Source organism: Mammaliicoccus sciuri, from assembly GCF_002901825.1.
Classification (GTDB): Bacteria; Bacillota; Bacilli; order Staphylococcales; family Staphylococcaceae; genus Mammaliicoccus; species Mammaliicoccus sciuri.
Map to the genome: position 1 here is coordinate 162255 of NZ_PPQD01000018.1, position 18756 is coordinate 181010.

22 protein-coding genes are annotated in these 18756 nt (G+C 31.7%); 10 read left to right on the plus strand and 12 right to left on the minus strand.

All coding sequences use genetic code 11. The features are described from left to right. Positions 1 to 22: 22 nt before the first annotated feature. The gene (locus CD035_RS05290; RefSeq protein WP_048541843.1) at positions 23 to 922 is read right to left on the minus strand and encodes a DNA-3-methyladenine glycosylase family protein; all 900 of its coding nucleotides are present in this window, start codon (positions 920 to 922) and stop codon (positions 23 to 25) included. Positions 923 to 1057: 135 nt separating this feature from the next. Between CD035_RS05290 and CD035_RS05295 the strand changes: the two genes are divergently transcribed. Both CD035_RS05295 and CD035_RS05300 read left to right on the plus strand, forming a co-directional pair. Further along, on the plus strand, positions 1058 to 1957 hold the full coding sequence (locus tag CD035_RS05295) for an ABC transporter substrate-binding protein (RefSeq protein WP_048541841.1): 900 nt from the start codon (positions 1058 to 1060) through the stop codon (positions 1955 to 1957). 644 nt (positions 1958 to 2601) lie between these two features. Continuing rightward, entirely contained in the window at positions 2602 to 3159 is a 558-nt protein-coding gene (locus tag CD035_RS05300; protein WP_048541839.1) for a TetR/AcrR family transcriptional regulator, read from the plus strand. Between the two features lie 81 nt (positions 3160 to 3240). Here the strand turns inward: CD035_RS05300 and CD035_RS05305 are convergent, their stop codons facing one another. Then, positions 3241 to 3570 (minus strand): hypothetical protein, encoded by a 330-nt coding sequence (locus CD035_RS05305; RefSeq protein WP_048541837.1) that lies wholly within the window; start codon positions 3568 to 3570, stop codon positions 3241 to 3243. 63 nt (positions 3571 to 3633) lie between these two features. After that, positions 3634 to 5067, minus strand: coding sequence for a sucrose-specific PTS transporter subunit IIBC (locus CD035_RS05310; RefSeq protein ID WP_048541835.1), 1434 nt, complete (start codon positions 5065 to 5067; stop codon positions 3634 to 3636). A 236-nt stretch (positions 5068 to 5303) separates the two neighbouring features. On the opposite strand from CD035_RS05310, the gene CD035_RS05315 reads away from it, so the two are divergent. After that, entirely contained in the window at positions 5304 to 6245 is a 942-nt protein-coding gene (locus CD035_RS05315) for an agmatinase family protein (protein WP_048541833.1), read from the plus strand. 28 nt (positions 6246 to 6273) lie between these two features. Then, positions 6274 to 7497, plus strand: coding sequence for an Nramp family divalent metal transporter (locus CD035_RS05320; protein WP_048541831.1), 1224 nt, complete (start codon positions 6274 to 6276; stop codon positions 7495 to 7497). A 61-nt stretch (positions 7498 to 7558) separates the two neighbouring features. Here the strand turns inward: CD035_RS05320 and CD035_RS05325 are convergent, their stop codons facing one another. Beyond that, entirely contained in the window at positions 7559 to 8143 is a 585-nt protein-coding gene (locus tag CD035_RS05325; RefSeq protein WP_048541829.1) for an AAA family ATPase, read from the minus strand. 245 nt (positions 8144 to 8388) lie between these two features. Between CD035_RS05325 and CD035_RS13820 the strand changes: the two genes are divergently transcribed. After that, entirely contained in the window at positions 8389 to 8484 is a 96-nt protein-coding gene (locus tag CD035_RS13820) for a type I toxin-antitoxin system Fst family toxin (RefSeq protein WP_107603061.1), read from the plus strand. Positions 8485 to 8641: 157 nt separating this feature from the next. Here CD035_RS13820 and CD035_RS05330 read toward each other — a convergent pair whose 3' ends face one another. After that, a complete protein-coding gene (locus CD035_RS05330) occupies positions 8642 to 9013 on the minus strand; it encodes a hypothetical protein (protein WP_048541827.1) in 372 nt (123 codons plus the stop codon). A gap of 615 nt (positions 9014 to 9628) precedes the next feature. Between CD035_RS05330 and CD035_RS05335 the strand changes: the two genes are divergently transcribed. Then, positions 9629 to 10429 carry an ABC transporter permease gene (locus tag CD035_RS05335; RefSeq protein WP_048541824.1) on the plus strand — a complete coding sequence of 267 codons (801 nt, stop codon included), beginning with the start codon at positions 9629 to 9631 and terminating at the stop codon, positions 10427 to 10429. 177 nt (positions 10430 to 10606) lie between these two features. Here the strand turns inward: CD035_RS05335 and CD035_RS05340 are convergent, their stop codons facing one another. Beyond that, positions 10607 to 11125 carry a GNAT family N-acetyltransferase gene (locus CD035_RS05340; protein WP_048541823.1) on the minus strand — a complete coding sequence of 173 codons (519 nt, stop codon included), beginning with the start codon at positions 11123 to 11125 and terminating at the stop codon, positions 10607 to 10609. A 106-nt stretch (positions 11126 to 11231) separates the two neighbouring features. Between CD035_RS05340 and CD035_RS05345 the strand changes: the two genes are divergently transcribed. Continuing rightward, positions 11232 to 11675 carry a YtoQ family protein gene (locus CD035_RS05345; protein ID WP_048541820.1) on the plus strand — a complete coding sequence of 148 codons (444 nt, stop codon included), beginning with the start codon at positions 11232 to 11234 and terminating at the stop codon, positions 11673 to 11675. A 52-nt stretch (positions 11676 to 11727) separates the two neighbouring features. Here the strand turns inward: CD035_RS05345 and CD035_RS05350 are convergent, their stop codons facing one another. Beyond that, the gene (locus CD035_RS05350; protein WP_078355474.1) at positions 11728 to 12189 is read right to left on the minus strand and encodes a threonine/serine exporter family protein; all 462 of its coding nucleotides are present in this window, start codon (positions 12187 to 12189) and stop codon (positions 11728 to 11730) included. A gap of 10 nt (positions 12190 to 12199) precedes the next feature. Continuing rightward, positions 12200 to 12958 (minus strand): threonine/serine exporter family protein, encoded by a 759-nt coding sequence (locus CD035_RS05355; RefSeq protein ID WP_048541818.1) that lies wholly within the window; start codon positions 12956 to 12958, stop codon positions 12200 to 12202. Positions 12959 to 13187: 229 nt separating this feature from the next. Between CD035_RS05355 and CD035_RS05360 the strand changes: the two genes are divergently transcribed. After that, complete coding sequence (locus CD035_RS05360; RefSeq protein ID WP_048541817.1) at positions 13188 to 13628, plus strand: MarR family winged helix-turn-helix transcriptional regulator; 441 nt, start codon at positions 13188 to 13190, stop codon at positions 13626 to 13628. A 45-nt stretch (positions 13629 to 13673) separates the two neighbouring features. Here the strand turns inward: CD035_RS05360 and CD035_RS05365 are convergent, their stop codons facing one another. The 4 genes from CD035_RS05365 to CD035_RS05380 all read right to left on the minus strand — a co-directional run bounded on the left by CD035_RS05365 (position 13674) and on the right by CD035_RS05380 (position 16432). Beyond that, positions 13674 to 14243, minus strand: a complete 570-nt coding sequence (locus tag CD035_RS05365; protein WP_048541815.1) for a DNA-3-methyladenine glycosylase I — start codon at positions 14241 to 14243, stop codon at positions 13674 to 13676. Positions 14244 to 14253: 10 nt separating this feature from the next. After that, the gene (locus tag CD035_RS05370; protein WP_048541813.1) at positions 14254 to 14739 is read right to left on the minus strand and encodes a DUF1648 domain-containing protein; all 486 of its coding nucleotides are present in this window, start codon (positions 14737 to 14739) and stop codon (positions 14254 to 14256) included. Positions 14740 to 14826: 87 nt separating this feature from the next. Next, the gene (locus CD035_RS05375; protein ID WP_048541811.1) at positions 14827 to 16041 is read right to left on the minus strand and encodes a NupC/NupG family nucleoside CNT transporter; all 1215 of its coding nucleotides are present in this window, start codon (positions 16039 to 16041) and stop codon (positions 14827 to 14829) included. Positions 16042 to 16222: 181 nt separating this feature from the next. Continuing rightward, on the minus strand, positions 16223 to 16432 hold the full coding sequence (locus tag CD035_RS05380; RefSeq protein ID WP_048541810.1) for a hypothetical protein: 210 nt from the start codon (positions 16430 to 16432) through the stop codon (positions 16223 to 16225). A 201-nt stretch (positions 16433 to 16633) separates the two neighbouring features. Here CD035_RS05380 and CD035_RS05385 point away from each other — a divergent pair, with 201 nt between their 5' ends. After that, positions 16634 to 17464, plus strand: a complete 831-nt coding sequence (locus tag CD035_RS05385) for an aldo/keto reductase (RefSeq protein ID WP_048541808.1) — start codon at positions 16634 to 16636, stop codon at positions 17462 to 17464. A 49-nt stretch (positions 17465 to 17513) separates the two neighbouring features. Next, a complete protein-coding gene (locus CD035_RS05390) occupies positions 17514 to 18446 on the plus strand; it encodes an aldo/keto reductase (protein WP_048541910.1) in 933 nt (310 codons plus the stop codon). Positions 18447 to 18756 lie beyond the last annotated feature (310 nt).

Here is an 18756-nt window from a genome sequence, read left to right on the forward strand (position 1 = left end):
GTAGAGATTTCAATCCAACTCTTTAATTTTGAATATATGGTGCTCGCCATATATAAAATGTTGCATAAGAACTCCACTCATGCCAACCTTCATTTAAACTTAACATTTGTTCTTTAGATGGTTTCTTATCTAAATTCAAGATGTCTTTCAATGCGTTTTGTAAACCAACATCTCCGATTGGAAAAGCATCCTGAACACCTAATGCACGCATCATAACATAATGTGCAGTCCATGGACCAATCCCTCTAATTTTAATCAGTGAACGCTCAATTTCATTCGTATCCTTAATATCCATCAACATGTCTTTAGATAACATTTGAGAATGCATTCTTTTGGCAATATCTATTAAATATTCTGCTTTTCTTCTTGAGAATTTCAAATCCATCAACTCTTGTACTGAAACATTCGCAATCACTTCAACTGTAGGATGGATATAATACGCTTTATGATTATACGTGATTTTCTCGCCATAAGTTTGAACAAGTCTCTTTTTAAGTTGGTATGCAAATGTTAAATTAATTTGTTGACCAATTATGCCCCAGGAAATAGCTTCAAATAAATTTGGAAGTCTAATCAATCTTAAACCATATAATTTACGGATTAATGGCTTTAATATTTCATTTTTCCTACCATATTGGTAAAACGATGATAAATCTGCTGAGAAATCGAACCATTCTTCTATATATGCAATTATTTTTTCGGTAAGTGTTGGATTTACAGAAACATCATTTAAAACCTCAACAATTAAGTAATGACTATGATAATAAATACATATCAACAGTCTCTCGCCATCTAAATTAATTGCACGATAAATTTTATGATCTTCAACTTCAAATAACACTTCATTCTCATCTCTTTTTAAATAATCTAAGCATTTTTCATAGTCGAATATTTTGGGACATTCTATTCTAATTTCATGCATGATACATCACCTCCATCGTTAAAGATATTATGCGTTATTTACAATTAATACACAAATTTAAAATATAAAAATTGATACTATTTAAAGAAATAACATGTTATAATTGAAAGTAATTATCAATTAGGAGAGAGAAAAATGACCAAAAAATTACTTGTATTCCTCGCTACATTGTTACTTGTATTAGCAGCATGTGGCAACAAAGATGATGACTCATCTAAAAGTAAAACTCACAAATATAAAACAGATGAAGGTAAAACAGTTGAAATTCCTAACAATCCAAAACGTGTAGTCGTATTAACAACTAACCAAGGTAACTTCCAAAAACTTGGTGTTGATCCAGTCGGAACAGATGCTGATTTCCCTAAATCAAAATATGTTGACGATAAAGACGGGAAACGTGTTGGTTCTGAAGATGTTGAAGCTGTTACAAAGCTTAAACCTGATTTAATCATTACTTATAATGCTAACCCACAAATAAAAAAATATGAAAAAATAGCACCTACTGTACCATTCGACCACAGTAAACGAACTTTTAAAGAAGTACACATCGAAATCGGGAAATTATTAGGTAAAGAAGATAAAGCTAAAGAACAAATTAAAGAAATAGAAGATATCATGGCTAAAGATGGGAAAGAAGTCAAAGATAAAATCGGCAAAGACAGCACAGTTTCTATAATGGAAGTTGGACCTAAAGAACTTACATTAATCGGTAAGAACTTTGGTAGAGGTTCTGAAGTTATTTATCAAGGATTTGGATTTAAACATCCAGAAGCAGCACAAAAAGACATTCCTAAAGAAGGTTGGTTATCAACTTCATTCGAGAACTTTAATAAATACACTGGTGATTATTTATTAATCCCAACTGAAAATGGAAAAGCACCAAACTCTTCATTAACTAAAGGTAGCATTTGGAAAAATACACCGGCAGTTAAAGACGATCACGTATACTACTATCCAAGAAATGAATTTATGTATTCAGATCCAATTTCAATCGAAAAACAATCTAAATACTTTAAAGATATGTTAACGAAATAATAAAGCAGAGACTAGGTCATAACGACCTAGTCTCTTTTATTATATAAGTATAAGTTATAGAAACTGTTGTGAACACTTCTGGCCAAACCTGTTTGTAACGGAGTTGTTAGTTACAAAACTACTGAGAATTGTTACTATGGACAGCCTTTATTACAAAACTCCGCTGAAATGTTACTATGGACGGCCTTAATTACAAAACTACTGAGAATTGTTACTATGGACGGCCTTAATTACAAAACTCTACTGAAATGTTACTATGGACCTCCTTAATTACAAAACTTCGCTGAAATGTTACTATGGACGGCCTTAATTACAAAACTCAGCTGAAATGTTACTATAGACCTCCTTTATTACAAAACTCTGCTGAAATGTTAATATGGACGGCCTTAATTACAAAACTCAGCTGAAGTGTTACTATGGACCGTCTTAGTTACAAAACTACTGAGAATTGTAATTACTGGTCTCCTTATTTGCACTTCTAGCCAAAACTGCTAATAACGCACTCAGTATTTGCATTTCTCACCAAACTTGCTAATAACAGCACGCTCAATTACAAAACTCGTAACAACTATTCCTCACGACCTCCCTATTTGCATTTCATGAATTTTATGCATACACTGTATATTAAAGGAGTGGAATTTATTTTGACTAAACAAACGGATTTACGTGTGATTAAAACTAAAAAAGCTCTCACAGAAACATTAGTCTCAATACTTAAAGAGAAGAATTTCTCAGATATTACTGTAAATGAAATTTGTCATGCATCTCTTATACATAGAACAACATTTTACAAGCATTTTATGGATAAGTTTGATCTTTTACAATATGCATTAAGCGAATATACGAAAGATTTCTTTGAATTAGATTTATACGATCGTCTGCACCATCCTTTTCAATCGATGGAGAAGGCATTTATCAGTGAGCTAAGTGACGTATTTGAAAAGCAAAAAGATAATAGTGATACTGCATTTATGGATGAACTTATTAAACACTTCATTGAAGTATTTAGTGAAGATTTCAAAAATAATATTGATAAAGTTACGACTCCTACCCACCTACCTCAATCTTTACTTCCGTTTATTTATGGATCTAATTTAGCGGCAATTATACATTGGTCTGAATTAGCAGATGGTGATATAGACTTTGAAAAGCTAGATAAAATATTTAACGAAATCAATATAATTAGCATGAATAACGGTTAATCAATTTCATCATTTGTATATAAAAAACCTTTCAATTTAGACCTGTTATGGTCTTCATTGAAAGGTTTTTAACGATGTTATTTATTGTTGAACGAGATTGTTAACGTAATCTTTGAATGCTTCTTTGTCGCCTTCTTCAATATCAATCATTGCAACTTTTCCTTGTGGGAATTCAATAAATAATACACCTTTATCTTCTATTGTAACGGCTTTGATGTCTTGATAACTAAATACTCTTTTATAAGGTTCACCGTTCATATCAACGCTCATAATGACACGTTCGTTTGTTGTAATATATGCCCCTTTAAATTGGCTTTGTTCGCCTACTTTATAAATGATTGTTCCTAATACACTTGGACCAACTTTTTCTGTAGGATATAATTCATTTTCATCAATTTCATTTAATTTCATGTTCAATACCTCCATTTAATAACTACTTCTATTGTACGAAATAATGAGAGGTCGTAACAAATATTATGATTGCACATCTCTATATACTTTTCTTCTAGATAATAAAATTGTGACAACAAATGCGACAACAATTGTGATTGCCATACCGATAATATAGTTAAACCAACTACCTGGAGCTATAGAGATAAATCCTGGTAATCCTGCTGTACCGAGTGCAATGGCTTTTACTTTTGTTGCAGCTACATAACAAGAACCGGCACCTGATCCTATTATTGCACCGATAAATGGATAACGTAATTTTAAGTTTATACCAAACATAGCTGGCTCTGTAATACCTAATAATGCAGAAATACCTGCTGCTGAAGCTGTACCCTTCATTTTAAGATTCTTCACAATAAAGAATGCTGCAAGTGTTGCTCCACCTTGTGCAACGTTAGACATTGCTGCAATTGGGAATATAAATGATCCGCCTGTATTTGCTTTATCTGCAATCAATGTTGTTTCTATAGCGATAAAGCTATGATGCATACCAGTAATAACAATCGGTGCATATAGTAATCCAAATAATAATCCACCGATTGCGCCACCCGTTTCATATAACCAAGTTAAACCGTCAGATAAGAATGTCCCTGCAGTTCGTGTAACTGGTCCAACTACTAAAAATGTAACAAATGCTGTAAAGAATAATGACAGTAATGGTGTTAATAAATTATCTAAAGTAGAAGGAATGACTTTTCTAAATCCAATTTCTAACTTAGCAAGTATGTAAGATGCGACTAATATTGGTAACACTTGTCCTTGATAACCAACCATTTTGATAGAAAGTCCAAATATTTCCCAGGTTGGGATTTCGTCGCCTTTTACTAAAGCTTTAGGATAATCATAACCATTCATTAAACTAGGGTGTACAAGTATCATACCAAGTGCTGCACCGAGAAATGCGTTTCCTCCAAACCGCTTCGCTGCACTAAACCCTATTAGAACTGGTAGAAACACAAATGGTGCATTCGCGAAAACATTAATCATATTGGCTAAACTTGCAAACTGATCATGAACATCAATAAATGACGCTTTATCATAAAATAAATCTTTAGCAGTTAAAATATTGTTAAGCCCCATTAATAAACCACCTGCTACAATTGCAGGAATAATCGGAACAAATATATCTGATAACATTTTTACAAATTGCTGAATCGGATTTAATTTCTTAGTCGACTTTTCTTTTACTTCTGATGTCGTAGATGCCTCTAATCCAGTTAAAGATTCCATTTCCGCAAAGACTTTATTAACCGTTCCAGAACCTATAATAATTTGATATTGCCCACCCGTTGAAAAAGTCCCCTTAACAATATCCATATCATTTAATTGGTCTTCATTTACTTGAGACTCGTCTTTTAATACAAGTCTTAATCGTGTGGCACAATGCGCAATAGCTTCAATATTACCTTTACCACCTATTGCTTCAGTAATATTCTGAGCTTCCTTTTTATAATTCATTGATTTCACTCCTTATTTATCCCATTCTTTTTGGTACCGGTACCAAAAAGGGTCAAAAAAATATATTAACCTGATACGATTGTAATCGGTTCCATTAAAATTGTCAACGCTACAAAATTAATCATACTAATTTTAATTAATATGTTCATTTTATAAAATTAATATTCAGAAAAATTTGAAAACAAATGATTACTTTTATATAATGTGAATAAATAATTGAAAGGAGAACTTTTACAATGACAGAACGAATTTATGGCAATACACCTTGCTTTTTAGGTGGTAAAAACTTAACAAAAGAAAAAGATTATTCCACAGACGTTCTCGTATATGGCGTCCCTTTCGAAGGACCTTGCACTTGGGGAGATTATACAGGGTGTGAATTAGGACCGAAACAAATTAGATTATCTTCTGCTAGATATAGCGGATATTTACCTGAATTAGATCACATAGATGTACATAAGCATTTATCCATCGGGGATGTAGGCGATGTTTCAACCGTACCACATGATGTTGATCAAACGGTTCAGAACATCGAAGTATTTGCTGAAGATTTATGGAAATCCAATAAATTTTTAGTCGGTTTAGGAGGCGATCACGGTATCACATATCCGATTTTAAAAGGATTAACGAACACCGGGAAAAAAGTAGGCATTATTCATTTAGATGCGCACTATGATAATATGCCTCACTATGAAAATGAACAATTTGCGCGTAATACACCATTCATGAGGTTATATGAAACAGAAGGCATTCGAAACGAAAGCTTAATTCATACTGGTATTCATGGACCTCGTAACCAGCCTGAAACGGGACAATTCGCCAAAGAAAATGGTGCGGTTACCATCACGATTAATGAAATTAAAGAAACAACTGATTTACGTCAGTTTGCGCGTGATATTTATGCACAGGCAAGTAAAGATGTTGATGTTGTTTACTTAACGATCTGTAGTGATGTACTCGATTTTGCTTTTAATCCAGGCGGACCTGTTGATGGTAATGGTTTAACAAGTTATGAACTTTTAACAATGATTTACGAATTTGGAAAGTTAGGTCTTATTGGTATGGACTTTGTTGAAGTTTATCCAATGCAAGATGCGAACCAAAACTCTGCTCACTTTGTATCAACTGCTGTACTTTACGTATTAGCCGGCCATATTAAGTTTTTAAACAAAGTTTAATGCCTTACAAACGAAGGGATGACAAGATATGACTGAAAAGAGAGAAAGAAGTAAGTTTAGTATTTTTGGTCCTGGAATGATTATTACTGCATCATTTGTTGGTCCTGGTACCGTTACAACCATGACTCAAGGTGGTGCTGGATTTGGATACAGCTTACTCTGGGCAGTAGTCTTCTCAATTATCGCAACGATAGCGCTTCAAGAAATGGTTGCTCGATTGGCTCTTGTTACAAATGAAGGTTTAGGAGAAGCTATACGGGATATTTTTAATCACAAATTACTTAAACTCATCACAGTTTGGTTCAGTATGATTGCTGTAGCAGTTGGTTGTGCAGCATACATATCTGGGGATTTATTAGGGACGTCGTTAGGTGCTTCCTATTTACTTGGCATTCCAGAAAATTATATTGCCCCTGTCATTGGTATCGTTATTTTGTTAATTGGGTTAAGCGGTAGCTATGATTTAATAGAAAAAGTTATGACTGTACTCGTGCTCATTATGGGTGTCATCTTTATTACAACAGTTATTGTCATTCAACCAGATTTCGGCGCAGTATTAAAAGGTGCATTTATACCGAGTATACCTAACGGATCATTATTAACAATCATCGCACTTATTGGTACAACAGTTGTACCTTATAATTTCTTCATACATGCTAGCTCCATTCACGAACGATTTAATGGCATTAAAGACTTAAGAATTGTAAGAATTGATACAATTGTTGCGATAGGATTAGGAGGACTTATATCTGCTGCCATACTGATTACAGCAGGAACACTCATCCATGGTAAAGAAGTCACAAGCTTAGTAGAATTATCCGAACCACTTAAACCGGTATTGGGAGACTTTGCACCTATATTCATGAGTGTCGGATTATTTTCAGCAGGTCTATCTTCAGCAATTGCTTCTCCAATGGGTGCTGCAGCAACAATCAGTAGTTGTCTCCGTTGGGAAGGTGGCGTAAAAAGTAAAAAGTATAGACTCGTGTTCGCAATCGTCATTTTCATTGGTATCATTACCTCTTCACTCGGGTTCGAACCATTAGAAGTCTTACTAATCGCACAAGCATTAAATGGCATCATTTTACCACTCATCGCAATATTAATCTTTGTAATCTTAAATAAGAAGAATATGATGGGTAAATTTGCAAACGGCATCGTCCTGAACATCATCGGAATATTCGTCGTACTCGTCGTATCATTTTTAGGCGTCTACAGTTTAATAGATGCTATTCAAAGCTTTATTAGATAAATCAAAAAACCCTTCACTATCACATTAGTGAAGGGTTTTCGTCTTAAAATATAACATTTAATCATCTAATATGCTTAAATGTCGTTAAAATTCTATCGAGTTTTCTCTTTATCCAATTTCTATTTTTTAATAGCTTTAATTGACTCTTTTGAGCGACTTCATTAACAACTTGGTCAACATTTAATTGATCTGTATATATTTTATATTCTGTAACAATATTATCAAAAAACTCAATACAGTCGTCCATTTGAACACGAGCAAACGTTTCTCCCAATTCCAATCTTTTATTTAAACGTCTATTTAAAGTTTTCTTATTTGCATACAGTATATAATGATCTAACCGAATCCCATCTTTTTTTAAGCGTTCAATAATTTCTTGGTAGTACTCAATATTAATGATTGTCATAGGTACAATGATTATACCGTCATATGATTCCGCTACATACTTTAATAAATCATAGTTAAAGTATCTCCATTGATCATGGTCTTGAAAATTATCTTTATGTAAATTCTCAGGTATATTATGACGTATAAAAAAACCTAAATTTTCAGGATCATAAACAAAAGATTTAGATAATCTCTTATTCAATTCAAAAGCCACAGTCGTTTTTCCAGAACCAAATGCCCCATTTAACCAGATAATCATAAGTTCACCCTTTTCTATTGTTAGAAGCATTATATCCTTAACTACAAATAATGAAAATCGGTATTGTCAAAAGTGGTATTTAAGTAAAAATTCAAAAACAAAATGCAGTTTTTAAAGAATCTAGGTACAAAATTTAAATTAAATACAATTTTATAATAAAAGTTTTTAATTTTTTAATATAATGATATAATTATATCGTCGCCTACCTCTATGGCGTAATTCTACATAGAGAGGAGGTGTTGAGAATGACAACTGCTTTTGTCAATATCATTGCACCCATTATATGTGGATGTGCAATAGCTTACTTTTCTCATTGGTTAGAGAATCGTAAGAAAAAATAAAAGGCGACGTTTAGCCGACACCATTAATAAAGCCCCCTCACTATGGCAGTAGTGAGGGGGTTTGGTGTTGAGTCACAACAATTGCTTTTGTTAGTAACATTATACCACCTATTGCATTTCATGTCATCTGTAACATTGTCATTAATGTTCAAAAAATTTATTTACTTTTAGCAATAGACATTCCCATTTCATTCTTTATGTGACTTGCTACAGTCTGTAATTCAGGAAAATAATTATTAGCAAAACCTATAATAATTTTATTCTTCACAAATTCATTTAATTGTCTATCCTCTGGAATAGTCTGATCTATCAATTCCAAAAGTTCTCTATGATTTATATCATCTAAACTTACATTACCCAAATACTTCATAATAGCTAGCATAAGTTTATCAAATACCTCATGTTCAAAATCAAAATCCAATAATAATAAACTTACAGAGTTTGTCTCTAATTGATTATCACCAATTCTAACTGATAGTTCGCTTATAGCTTGATAAAGTAATCTAAAACTCTCTTTATTCTCAAGCATATTCAAACACCCCTTGATTTTAAAATAATTAGTATGTGTATTACCACAATCATCTTCTAAATTAATGATAACCAAAACTCTAAATCAAGTCCAAACGAACAGTAAATGAAACATTGCATTAAAAACTCCCTCACTACGGCAATAGTGAGGGAGTTAGGTGTTTAAATACAGTTATTACTTTTGTGAGTAACATTATACCAGCTATTACATGACATGTCATCTGAAAATTGACATTATTTTTCCAGTTCATTCTACATGATTTCAAATATCTTCGATTAATAAGCGTAACCAAAGATAATAATAAATAATATAGACATTACTATATTTGTTACTAATATCGTTCTAAATAGCTTTTTGGAAACTTTTCTATTATACCTCTTTAATCCATATACCTGTACCCACGTGTTAAATGCAGTATATCCTATGATAAATAAAAAGATGATTAAAAATTGCAATGCAATCACTCCCAAATACACCTATTCTACCTATGACTCACTACGTTTAAATTAATTTTACATCAAACAGCACCTACTTCAAAACAATATTTACAAATAAATGGGATTATGGTTAAATTATGTAAAAATAATAAATATTAAATAAAGTAGGCGCACGTGTATGTCATCTTTTGTATTCATTTTAAAAGAACAGGTTAAAAATATTTATTTAATTAAAAGGTTAGCTAATTTTGAAATTAGAATTGCAAATACGAATAACTATTTAGGTACGGCATGGGAGTTAATAAACCCTATGATCCAAATTGCAATATACTGGTTCATTTTTGGGCTAGGATTTAGAAGTAATCAGCAAATAGAAGGTATTCCCTTTATTTATTGGTTAATAGTTGGAATAAGTATGTGGTTTTTTATTAATCAGGGGATCCTAGATGGAACTAGGTCTATTAGTATGAAATATTATCAAGTAGCAAAAATGAACTTTCCAATTTCAATATTACCTAGTTATATCGTAGTGAGTAAATTTTATAGTCATTTAGTGCTATTGGGTATTATAACTTTAATATGCTTTATTGCTGGATTTACACCATCTATATATTTAATACAATTATTAATATTTATTCCATATGCACTTTTACTTTCGATATCTATAGCTATATTTACTTCGACTTTAAACGTCATAATAAGAGACACTCAAATGATTATACAAGCTTTAATGAGAATGCTATTTTTTGTATCGTCTATTCTTTATCTACCAGATAATAAAATTGTCATAAATATCATCAAATATAACCCTATTTATTTTCTTGCTGAAGGATACCGTTCAGCGATTCTATATAAAGAATGGTTCTTTATTAATAATTGGGATTTAGTGATATATAACTTTGTTTTTCTGATAATAACGTTTGTAATTGGTGCATATGTTAACTTTAAATATAGAGATTACTTTTCAGATTTTATGTAGAATTTATTATCTCTATTGCGATTTTCATAATAAAAAGAGACCTGAAATTAGGTCTCTTTTTTATATATCATTTTCTATTTTTTTCTTTTACGGTTAACCAAATAATAACCATAAAGTCCGCAAGCTAAAATAAATAAAAATATAAGCATATTCTGCCCCCTTATATTATATTTATCTCTATATTTCTGTCTCAACGATATAGTCGGTTGATATGTCATTACCGGCTACGAATTGATGAGATCCTACTATTTTATAGCCATGCTTAGTATAGAATTTGAGTGCTTGGTGATTATGTTCCCATACGCCTAGCCACAGTTTTGATTTTTGTTGTTCTTTAGCAATTTCAAAGGCTTTTTTCATGAGTTCACTGCCGATTCCTTTTGACTGAAATTGTTTATACATGTATAAACGTTGTACTTCTAGATAGTCATCTCCCATTGGTTCTGTTTGTGCTGATCCAATGTTGAGTTTCATGTATCCTGCGATTTCTTGATTGATTTTGGCAAAGAAGTACCATGATTCTTTATTTTGCAATTCACTTAAAAGTGTTTCATGATTGTATGCTTCTTCAAAATATTGATTCATATCTTCTTGTGGCATGTCGTCTACAAATGTATCTTTAAAAGTCGTTCTACATATTGTTGATAAAGCTTCTATTTCATTTTCTTGAATAGCTGTTATTTCGATTGTATGCATATTGAGAGCCTTCTTCCATACTATTTTATTAATATTTTTCTAATCATATCAAAGAAAACGATTGTTTTAAATATGTTAAACTAATAAAAAAGGAGTGAATATTCGTATGACAAATTTAACGATTTATTTAGCAGGACAAATTCATAATAATTGGAGAGAAGAAATCACTCAGAAAGCTGAACAACATAATTTACCACTAACGTTTGTTGGTCCACAAACCAACCATGATCGTTCTGATAATATTGGCGAATCTATTTTAGGTGAACAACCTAATAATTATTATAAAGATAATGCCGCTTCTGATATTAATAATTTTCGTACGCAAGTATTAATGAATAAAGCTGATGTTGTCATTGCTTTATTTGGTGAAAAATATAAACAATGGAATACAGCAATGGATGCTTCAACGGCGATTGCTTTAAACAAGCCGTTAATACTTATACGACCAACTGACTTAATTCACCCGCTTAAAGAGTTATCTAACAAAGCTAATGTAACTGTTGAGACAGTGGATCAAGCATTAGAAGTACTTAAATATATTTACGAATAAAAATAAAAGGTTATGACGCTTATTATTTACAAATACATGCGTGATAACCTTTTTATTTAACTTTATTTAATTGTCGATGTTTCTTATATTTATAGTAAACTTTCGATAATAAATCTGCTATGAGTAACCCAAGTGCTATTGAACTTGAGATAAGTGCAACTTTTATCATCGTAATTAATGCTTCATGATAATCATTTAATACTAAATTTTTAATCGCTTCATAGGCTGTGCCACCTGGTACAAGTGGTATGATACCAGGAATAATAAAGAGAATAACTGGCGAGAAGAATTTTCTACTCATCATATGCCCTGCCACACCTATAAACAAACCGCCTATAAATGAAGATTGTACGTCAGAACCATTAACCATCATACCCGTTTGAAAAGCAACCCACCCGATGGCACCAACTATACCAGCAGGGGTTAATAAATATTTAGGTGAATTAAATAATAAAGCAAATAAGAAAGCCGTACCAAAACTAAATACAATGTTTAATATTATCGTTATAATCATAATTCACCTCTTATGAGAATATTAACAACACGATACCTACACCGACACCAATGGCAATAGAAGTAAAGGTTGCTTCTAATCCTTTAGATATACCCACTAATAATTGACCTAAAAATAAATCTTGAATCGCATTTGTTATGAGCACACCTGGAACGATTGGCATAACTGCAGATATAATCGCAATATTTAACGCATCTCCTCCAAATAACATTTGATTATAAATGGCGATTAATGCGATGACACTCGCGGCAATAATTTCTGCTATAAATTTAACACGTGTCCATGAATGTAGAATTTCTACTATAGAATAACCTATTGCACCTCCAATAAATGTGGCGATGATATCTTCTTTATGTCCACTAAATAAATATAGGAAGAAAATTGAAATAAAACCTGCAGCAATCATTTTAAACGGTAACGAGTATGGTAATGGGGATTTATGTATAGTACGAATACGCTTCAATGCCTCTTCAGCTGATATTTGCCCTTTATCTAACATTCTAGAAATATTATTCACGCGATGAATATTACCTAAATTCGTATCTCTTTTACTGACTCTATATACTCTAATGTTGTCGTCTATATCTAAAGCGAAATTTATAATTGTTGAACTGACATAACATTGATTATTCGGATATCCTAATCGTTTAGCCATTCTATACATTGTATCTTCAACTCGAAAAGCCTCCGAACCCGCTTCTAATAATACTAAACCAGCATTCATCACAATTTCTTGAACTATAGATTTAGGATAGCGTTGTTGATTCATATACTACACACCTCACTTTATCTTTATATATATAATAGAGTATCAAAAATAACATTACAATCGGACTTTTATTTCTATAAAATTCAATTTTATATAAATGCGAAAACTGAGATTTTATAAAACTGTATTGAGTGCGATAATTTTTTCTATTTTATGAACATTTCGTAAATAACTTGACTTTGTTTTCATTTCATAATAGGCTTAATTTTGACGTAAGGAGGATAATAAAATGGATATACCACCAATCAACAAACAACTTGGATTCATGTTATATGTTGCGTCAAAAGAGCTTATAAAAAAATATACACCAATATTGAAGAAATATAATCCAACTTATACAGGTTATATCGTTCTTGTAGCTATAGATAAAAACGAAGTAATCAATATTAAAACTTTAGGCGACAGACTATACTTAGATTCTGGGACTTTAACACCACTTTTAAAGAAACTTGAAGAAAAAGGGTTCGTTAATCGCGAAAGAGCGATTAATGATGAGAGAAATTTACGTGTTTCTTTAACTAAATTGGGTATCGAAACGCAAGGCCAAATCTTAGAAGATATCTATCAAACATTCCAAGATTTAAACATGGATACTGATCATTTTAACGAATTACGTGATTCAGTTGAAACATTTATTCAAACAAATCTTAATAATGACAAAGATGCATAATTTTGAAATAACATAAAGAGGCTGGGACAAGGTTTAAACATTGTCTCAGCCCTTTTTATTTCTATTATAACTATGATATGGACAAGTGATGAGATGGTCATCTATTATACCGATACTTTGTAAGAAAGAATACATGATTTTAGGACCAACAAATTTAAAACCTAATTTCTTTAAGTCTTTGCTTAATTTAATAGAAAGATTTGTTTCTGCCGGCACTTCTGACATGTCATGCCATTCATTTATAATTGGCTCGCCATCTACATATGACCAAAGAAAATCTGCAAAACTGCCATATGTTTGTTGTATTTCTTGAACTAATAATGCATTACTTTTTACGGACTTTATCTTACCTATATGTTTAATAACATTATATTCAATTTTAATGTGTTCTAATGCTTCATCTGTTAACACTGCACATTGATCAATTTTAAATTGTTTAAAAGCTACTTGATATGCTTCTCGCTTTTGAATGACCGTTTCCCAAGAAAGACCAGCTTGTGCACCTTCTAATGATAGCATCTCAAAGATGTAATCATCATTTTTATTAATTCTACACCATTCATTTTCGTGATATTTTTTCATTAAATCACTATTTGGCCAAGTACATTCTGACATATATTTTCACTCATTTCGTATTTTCATTTTTATCTAACATATAATTTCGAGCCATAAATATGATAATCGTCACGCCTATCACACTTAATATAATGATCGTTTCCCATACACCCAACTTAAAAGGCATACCAAGCGCTGTATATAAGTCTTTAATGACGAGAAATGTAAATAATGCCATCATTTCGAATTTGATAAAGTAAATTAATAATTTAGCATTTTCTATTTGGGCTTTATTTGGTTGATCATAAAGTGATGGAACATGTATGTATTTATCTATATTTGGATTACTGACTAAATAATGAAGTATAAGCCATATCAATAATCCTAATACAGGCATAAAGAATATAAAAGTCTTAGTCGACCATGCATCTGCATTTCCTGCAAAATTATAATGACTCGGTATTTTGTCAGGTAAATCGGCAAAGTTAATCATAATTAATATAATAGAAATTAACCACAAAACAATACTCGATATATCTAATACTTTTTTGAGCATGATATATCCCCCTTTATAAAAAAAGCAACAAGTACATTAAATGTGCTTGTTGCTTTTAAGTTTAAACTTTAAAAGTGTTTATTGAACTTACCAAGCAAATAATCCAACGAATGCTGCTGTTAACAGCGATACTAAAATACCTGATAACAACATCATTGGTACGTATTTAGATACGAAATTAGATACATCTTCTTTAACGATACCTTTCAAAGTACCTATTATCATACCAATAGTAGAGAAATTAGCAAATGATACTAAGAATGTACTAATTACTGCTGCTCTATGTGTTGAATATTCACTTATTTCTTTACTAATCGTGCTCATAACAACAAACTCATTTGTTACTATCTTAAGTGCCATTTGTTGAGCAACTACCCATGCTTCCCCAACTGGCATACCAAGTAAAATTGCGAATGGGAACATAAAGATTCCGAGGATATACTCTAATCTTATGTTTGGTAAATATGGAATTGGATCCATAATACCTAGTAATTTATTAATCAAGTCCGCAATCGCAACAAATGCGATAACAAATGCGATAATGATTAATACAAGTTTACCTGCATTGATGACTGAATCACCTAAAAATGAGAAGAATGGCTGTTTTTCCCCTTCGTCTATCTCAGCCACAACATCATCTTCTGGGTCTAAATCAAACGGATTTAAAATTGTTGTTACAATAATCGCGTTAATGATGTTTAATGGTATTGCCGTTAATACATATTCTCCTGGTATCATCGTGACATACGCACCAACAATTGCCCCTGATACAGAACTCATAGACATCATTGCAAGCGTAAGTACTCTGACTTTATTCATAGATGTTAATTGTTTAGATGAAACTGCTAAAGCTTCCGTATTTCCTAAGAACATCATTTCAATTGAGAAGAATGACTCAAATTTAGGTTGTCTTGTTATTTTTGAAATAACCCAACCTAACATTGAAATAAATTTTGGTAAAATACCTAAATACATTAAAATATCGAATACTGGTACAACTAGTAAAATTGGTAGTAACGCTGAAACTGCCATATCCATTTTCCCTGGCCCTGGTGCTGTAAAGCTACCAAATGCAAATCCAATTCCCGAAAAAGCAGATTCTAAAAGCCATGATACGCCATCAGCCGCACCTTTAACGAATCTCGCTCCGAAAGAAAATTGTGTGAAGAACCATGCTAATACTAAGTTAATGACAATTAGTATTAAGACTGATTTCCAATCAACATTCTTTTTGTCTCTAGAAAAAAGAAAAGCGACACCAATGAATACCAACAAACCAATTATGTTGATGATTAAAAACATTGTTTATTGTCCACCCTTTTCGTTTAATTAAAAGCATCATTATTATAACATGCAACTTAAAAGTATGTTACTACATTTTTACATACTATTTACGATTTTTATATAAATAAAAAAACGAATAAACCATCAAGGCTTATTCGTTGAAGTTTCAATCATATACATTTTTACTCGTTAAATTTAATTATTTAGAATATTGATCAAATTGATTAATAGATTGATCGCATTTCATACTGATAGCTAAATATACGATATAACCAGAAACCAGTACCATGATTAAAGCATAAACTGTTAATACATAAATATTAGAAATAATTGCCGTATTAAACAGTACCAACATGAGTATCATGATTGCATCTATAATGCTTAATGATATGACACATACACGCTCCATTTTAACCCTTCTTTTCTCAATAATATGACTCTAGCTATTAGCTACTTATCTTGCGCAATGAGATACATCTTACTACATTCACTATATGAATTCAATACGTTTTCCAAAATATTTATAAGCTGATTATTCCTATCAACAAAAATAGTTATGATATAGTTTACAAGTGTACAGTCATTATATTTATATAGGAGGCATTTTATCATGGAAAATTATCATTTAAATGATGGACAAGTGTTACCGCAAGTAGGATTTGGTACGTATAAATTGAACGGATCATCTGGTGTGCATGCAATCGTAAACGCATTAAACAATGGATATCGCATATTAGATACTGCATATAACTACGAAAATGAAGGTACTGTCGGAAAAGCGATACAAGAAAGCCATGTTAGTCGCGATCAAATTATCGTAACATCAAAGCTACCTGGTCGTTATCATAGTTATGATCAAGCCATTACTGCTATACAAGAATCGATTTATCGATTAGGTGTAGAATATATTGACTTATATTTAATTCACTGGCCAAACCCTAAACAAGGCAAATATGTAGAAGCTTGGAAAGCACTCATAGACGCACAAAAACTTGGCCTTATTAAATCTATTGGTGTATGTAATTTCTTAGAAGAACATATTGATACATTAGAAAAAGAAACTGGTGTACTACCTGCAGTTAACCAAATAGAATTACATCCTTATTTCAACCAAAAAGATGTACTCGAATATCATCAAGAAAAAGGTATTATAATAGAAGCTTGGAGTCCTCTAGGTCGCGCTTCAGAAGTTATAAACGATAAAGAAATTGGTAAAGTCGCTGAAAAATATAATAAAACAATTCCACAAATCATTTTAAAATGGCACGTTCAAAATGGTATTGTCCCAATTCCAAAATCAACATCTAACGAAAGACAACTACAAAATTTAGATGTGTTTGATTTCTATTTAGAATCAGAAGATTTACACGCAATCGAAGCATTAACTAAAGCTGATGGACGACTTAAAGATCAAGATCCAGCAACTTATGAAGAATTTTAATTCAAACTTATTCAAATTTAAAACAAACAATGAGAAAAGGATGATTGAAATGGCAAAACGCGTAAAATTAGGTAAATCAAATATTGAAGTTAACCCAATTGGTTTAGGAACTAATGCTGTTGGCGGTCATAATTTATATCCAAACCTAGATGAAGAACAAGGTAAAAATGTTGTAAGAGCTGCCCTAGACAATGGCGTTAATTTATTAGATACTGCTTTCATCTATGGTCCTGGAAGATCAGAAGAACTTGTCGGAGAAGTCGTTAAAGAATACAATCGCGAAGATGTCGTTATCGCTACTAAAGGCGCTCACTACTTTGACGGTGATGATACGAAATTATCTAACGACCCTGAATTTTTAAAAGAACAAGTTGAAAACAGCCTTAAAAGATTACAAACTGACTATATAGATTTATACTATATTCACTTCCCAGATGATGAAACACCTAAAGACGAAGCAGTTGCAGCTTTACAAGAATTAAAAGATGCTGGAAAAATTAAAGCAATCGGTGTTTCTAACTTCACTTTAGAACAACTTAAAGAAGCCAATAAAAATGGTAATGTAGATGTTATTCAACATGAATATAATTTATTAAATCGTGAGAATGAACACATCTTAGAATATACCGCAGAACATGATATTACATTTATTCCATATTTCCCATTAGCTGCAGGATTATTAGCTGGTAAATATGATGAGAATACAACATTCGATGATTTAAGAGCAGAAAAACCAGAATTCCAAGGTGAAGCTTTTAAAGAAAATCTAAAAAAAGTAGACAAACTTAGAGAAATCGCTCAAGAGCATGGCGTAGACGTAGCGCATATTGTGTTAGCATATTATTTAACAAAACCATCATTAGATGTGATCATACCAGGCGCTAAACGAGGCGAACAAGTTATCGACAACTTAAAAACATTAGAAGTGAACTTAACAGAAGAGAACATTCAACTTATAGAATCACTCTTCCCAATCGCATAAGTTTGATAAGAAGGCTGAGACAGGAAAAATTGTCTCAGCCTTTCATTATGTGACAGTGTGTTAACTTTCATTTTTTATGAATTCTGGTAATTAGAGGGCGGTCACTAAGGGACATTTCTCAGAATTCTGTCTCTAACACCTACTCATTTTTCGACCATACAGTCATCTATCTATCAATCCCGCCCATACAAGTATGCCCACCTAATTTTTATTCATCTAAAAGAATTCACATATATATTTTATTAAAAAATTATGACAATTCCTTCATTGATATTGATTATCATTTGCAAATATAGGATAATAACCGTAA

Excerpts from the sequence above, each read along its gene's own strand:
- CD035_RS05305 (WP_048541837.1), bottom strand. The coding sequence starts at position 3,570 with ATGAAATTAAATGAAATTGATGAAAATGAATTATATCCTACAGAAAAA.
- CD035_RS05340 (WP_048541823.1), bottom strand. The coding sequence starts at position 11,125 with ATGCATACAATCGAAATAACAGCTATTCAAGAAAATGAAATAGAAGCT.
- CD035_RS13820 (WP_107603061.1), top strand. The coding sequence starts at position 8,389 with ATGACAACTGCTTTTGTCAATATCATTGCACCCATTATATGTGGATGT.
- CD035_RS05365 (WP_048541815.1), bottom strand. The coding sequence starts at position 14,243 with ATGTCAGAATGTACTTGGCCAAATAGTGATTTAATGAAAAAATATCAC.
- CD035_RS05355 (WP_048541818.1), bottom strand. The coding sequence starts at position 12,958 with ATGAATCAACAACGCTATCCTAAATCTATAGTTCAAGAAATTGTGATG.
- CD035_RS05325 (WP_048541829.1), bottom strand. The coding sequence starts at position 8,143 with ATGATTATCTGGTTAAATGGGGCATTTGGTTCTGGAAAAACGACTGTG.
- CD035_RS05350 (WP_078355474.1), bottom strand. The coding sequence starts at position 12,189 with ATGATTATAACGATAATATTAAACATTGTATTTAGTTTTGGTACGGCT.
- CD035_RS05295 (WP_048541841.1), top strand. The coding sequence starts at position 1,058 with ATGACCAAAAAATTACTTGTATTCCTCGCTACATTGTTACTTGTATTA.
- CD035_RS05370 (WP_048541813.1), bottom strand. The coding sequence starts at position 14,739 with ATGCTCAAAAAAGTATTAGATATATCGAGTATTGTTTTGTGGTTAATT.
- CD035_RS05335 (WP_048541824.1), top strand. The coding sequence starts at position 9,629 with ATGTCATCTTTTGTATTCATTTTAAAAGAACAGGTTAAAAATATTTAT.
- CD035_RS05310 (WP_048541835.1), bottom strand. The coding sequence starts at position 5,067 with ATGAATTATAAAAAGGAAGCTCAGAATATTACTGAAGCAATAGGTGGT.
- CD035_RS05315 (WP_048541833.1), top strand. The coding sequence starts at position 5,304 with ATGACAGAACGAATTTATGGCAATACACCTTGCTTTTTAGGTGGTAAA.
- CD035_RS05385 (WP_048541808.1), top strand. The coding sequence starts at position 16,634 with ATGGAAAATTATCATTTAAATGATGGACAAGTGTTACCGCAAGTAGGA.
- CD035_RS05320 (WP_048541831.1), top strand. The coding sequence starts at position 6,274 with ATGACTGAAAAGAGAGAAAGAAGTAAGTTTAGTATTTTTGGTCCTGGA.
- CD035_RS05360 (WP_048541817.1), top strand. The coding sequence starts at position 13,188 with ATGGATATACCACCAATCAACAAACAACTTGGATTCATGTTATATGTT.
- CD035_RS05330 (WP_048541827.1), bottom strand. The coding sequence starts at position 9,013 with ATGCTTGAGAATAAAGAGAGTTTTAGATTACTTTATCAAGCTATAAGC.
- CD035_RS05290 (WP_048541843.1), bottom strand. The coding sequence starts at position 922 with ATGCATGAAATTAGAATAGAATGTCCCAAAATATTCGACTATGAAAAA.
- CD035_RS05390 (WP_048541910.1), top strand. The coding sequence starts at position 17,514 with ATGGCAAAACGCGTAAAATTAGGTAAATCAAATATTGAAGTTAACCCA.
- CD035_RS05375 (WP_048541811.1), bottom strand. The coding sequence starts at position 16,041 with ATGTTTTTAATCATCAACATAATTGGTTTGTTGGTATTCATTGGTGTC.
- CD035_RS05380 (WP_048541810.1), bottom strand. The coding sequence starts at position 16,432 with ATGGAGCGTGTATGTGTCATATCATTAAGCATTATAGATGCAATCATG.
- CD035_RS05345 (WP_048541820.1), top strand. The coding sequence starts at position 11,232 with ATGACAAATTTAACGATTTATTTAGCAGGACAAATTCATAATAATTGG.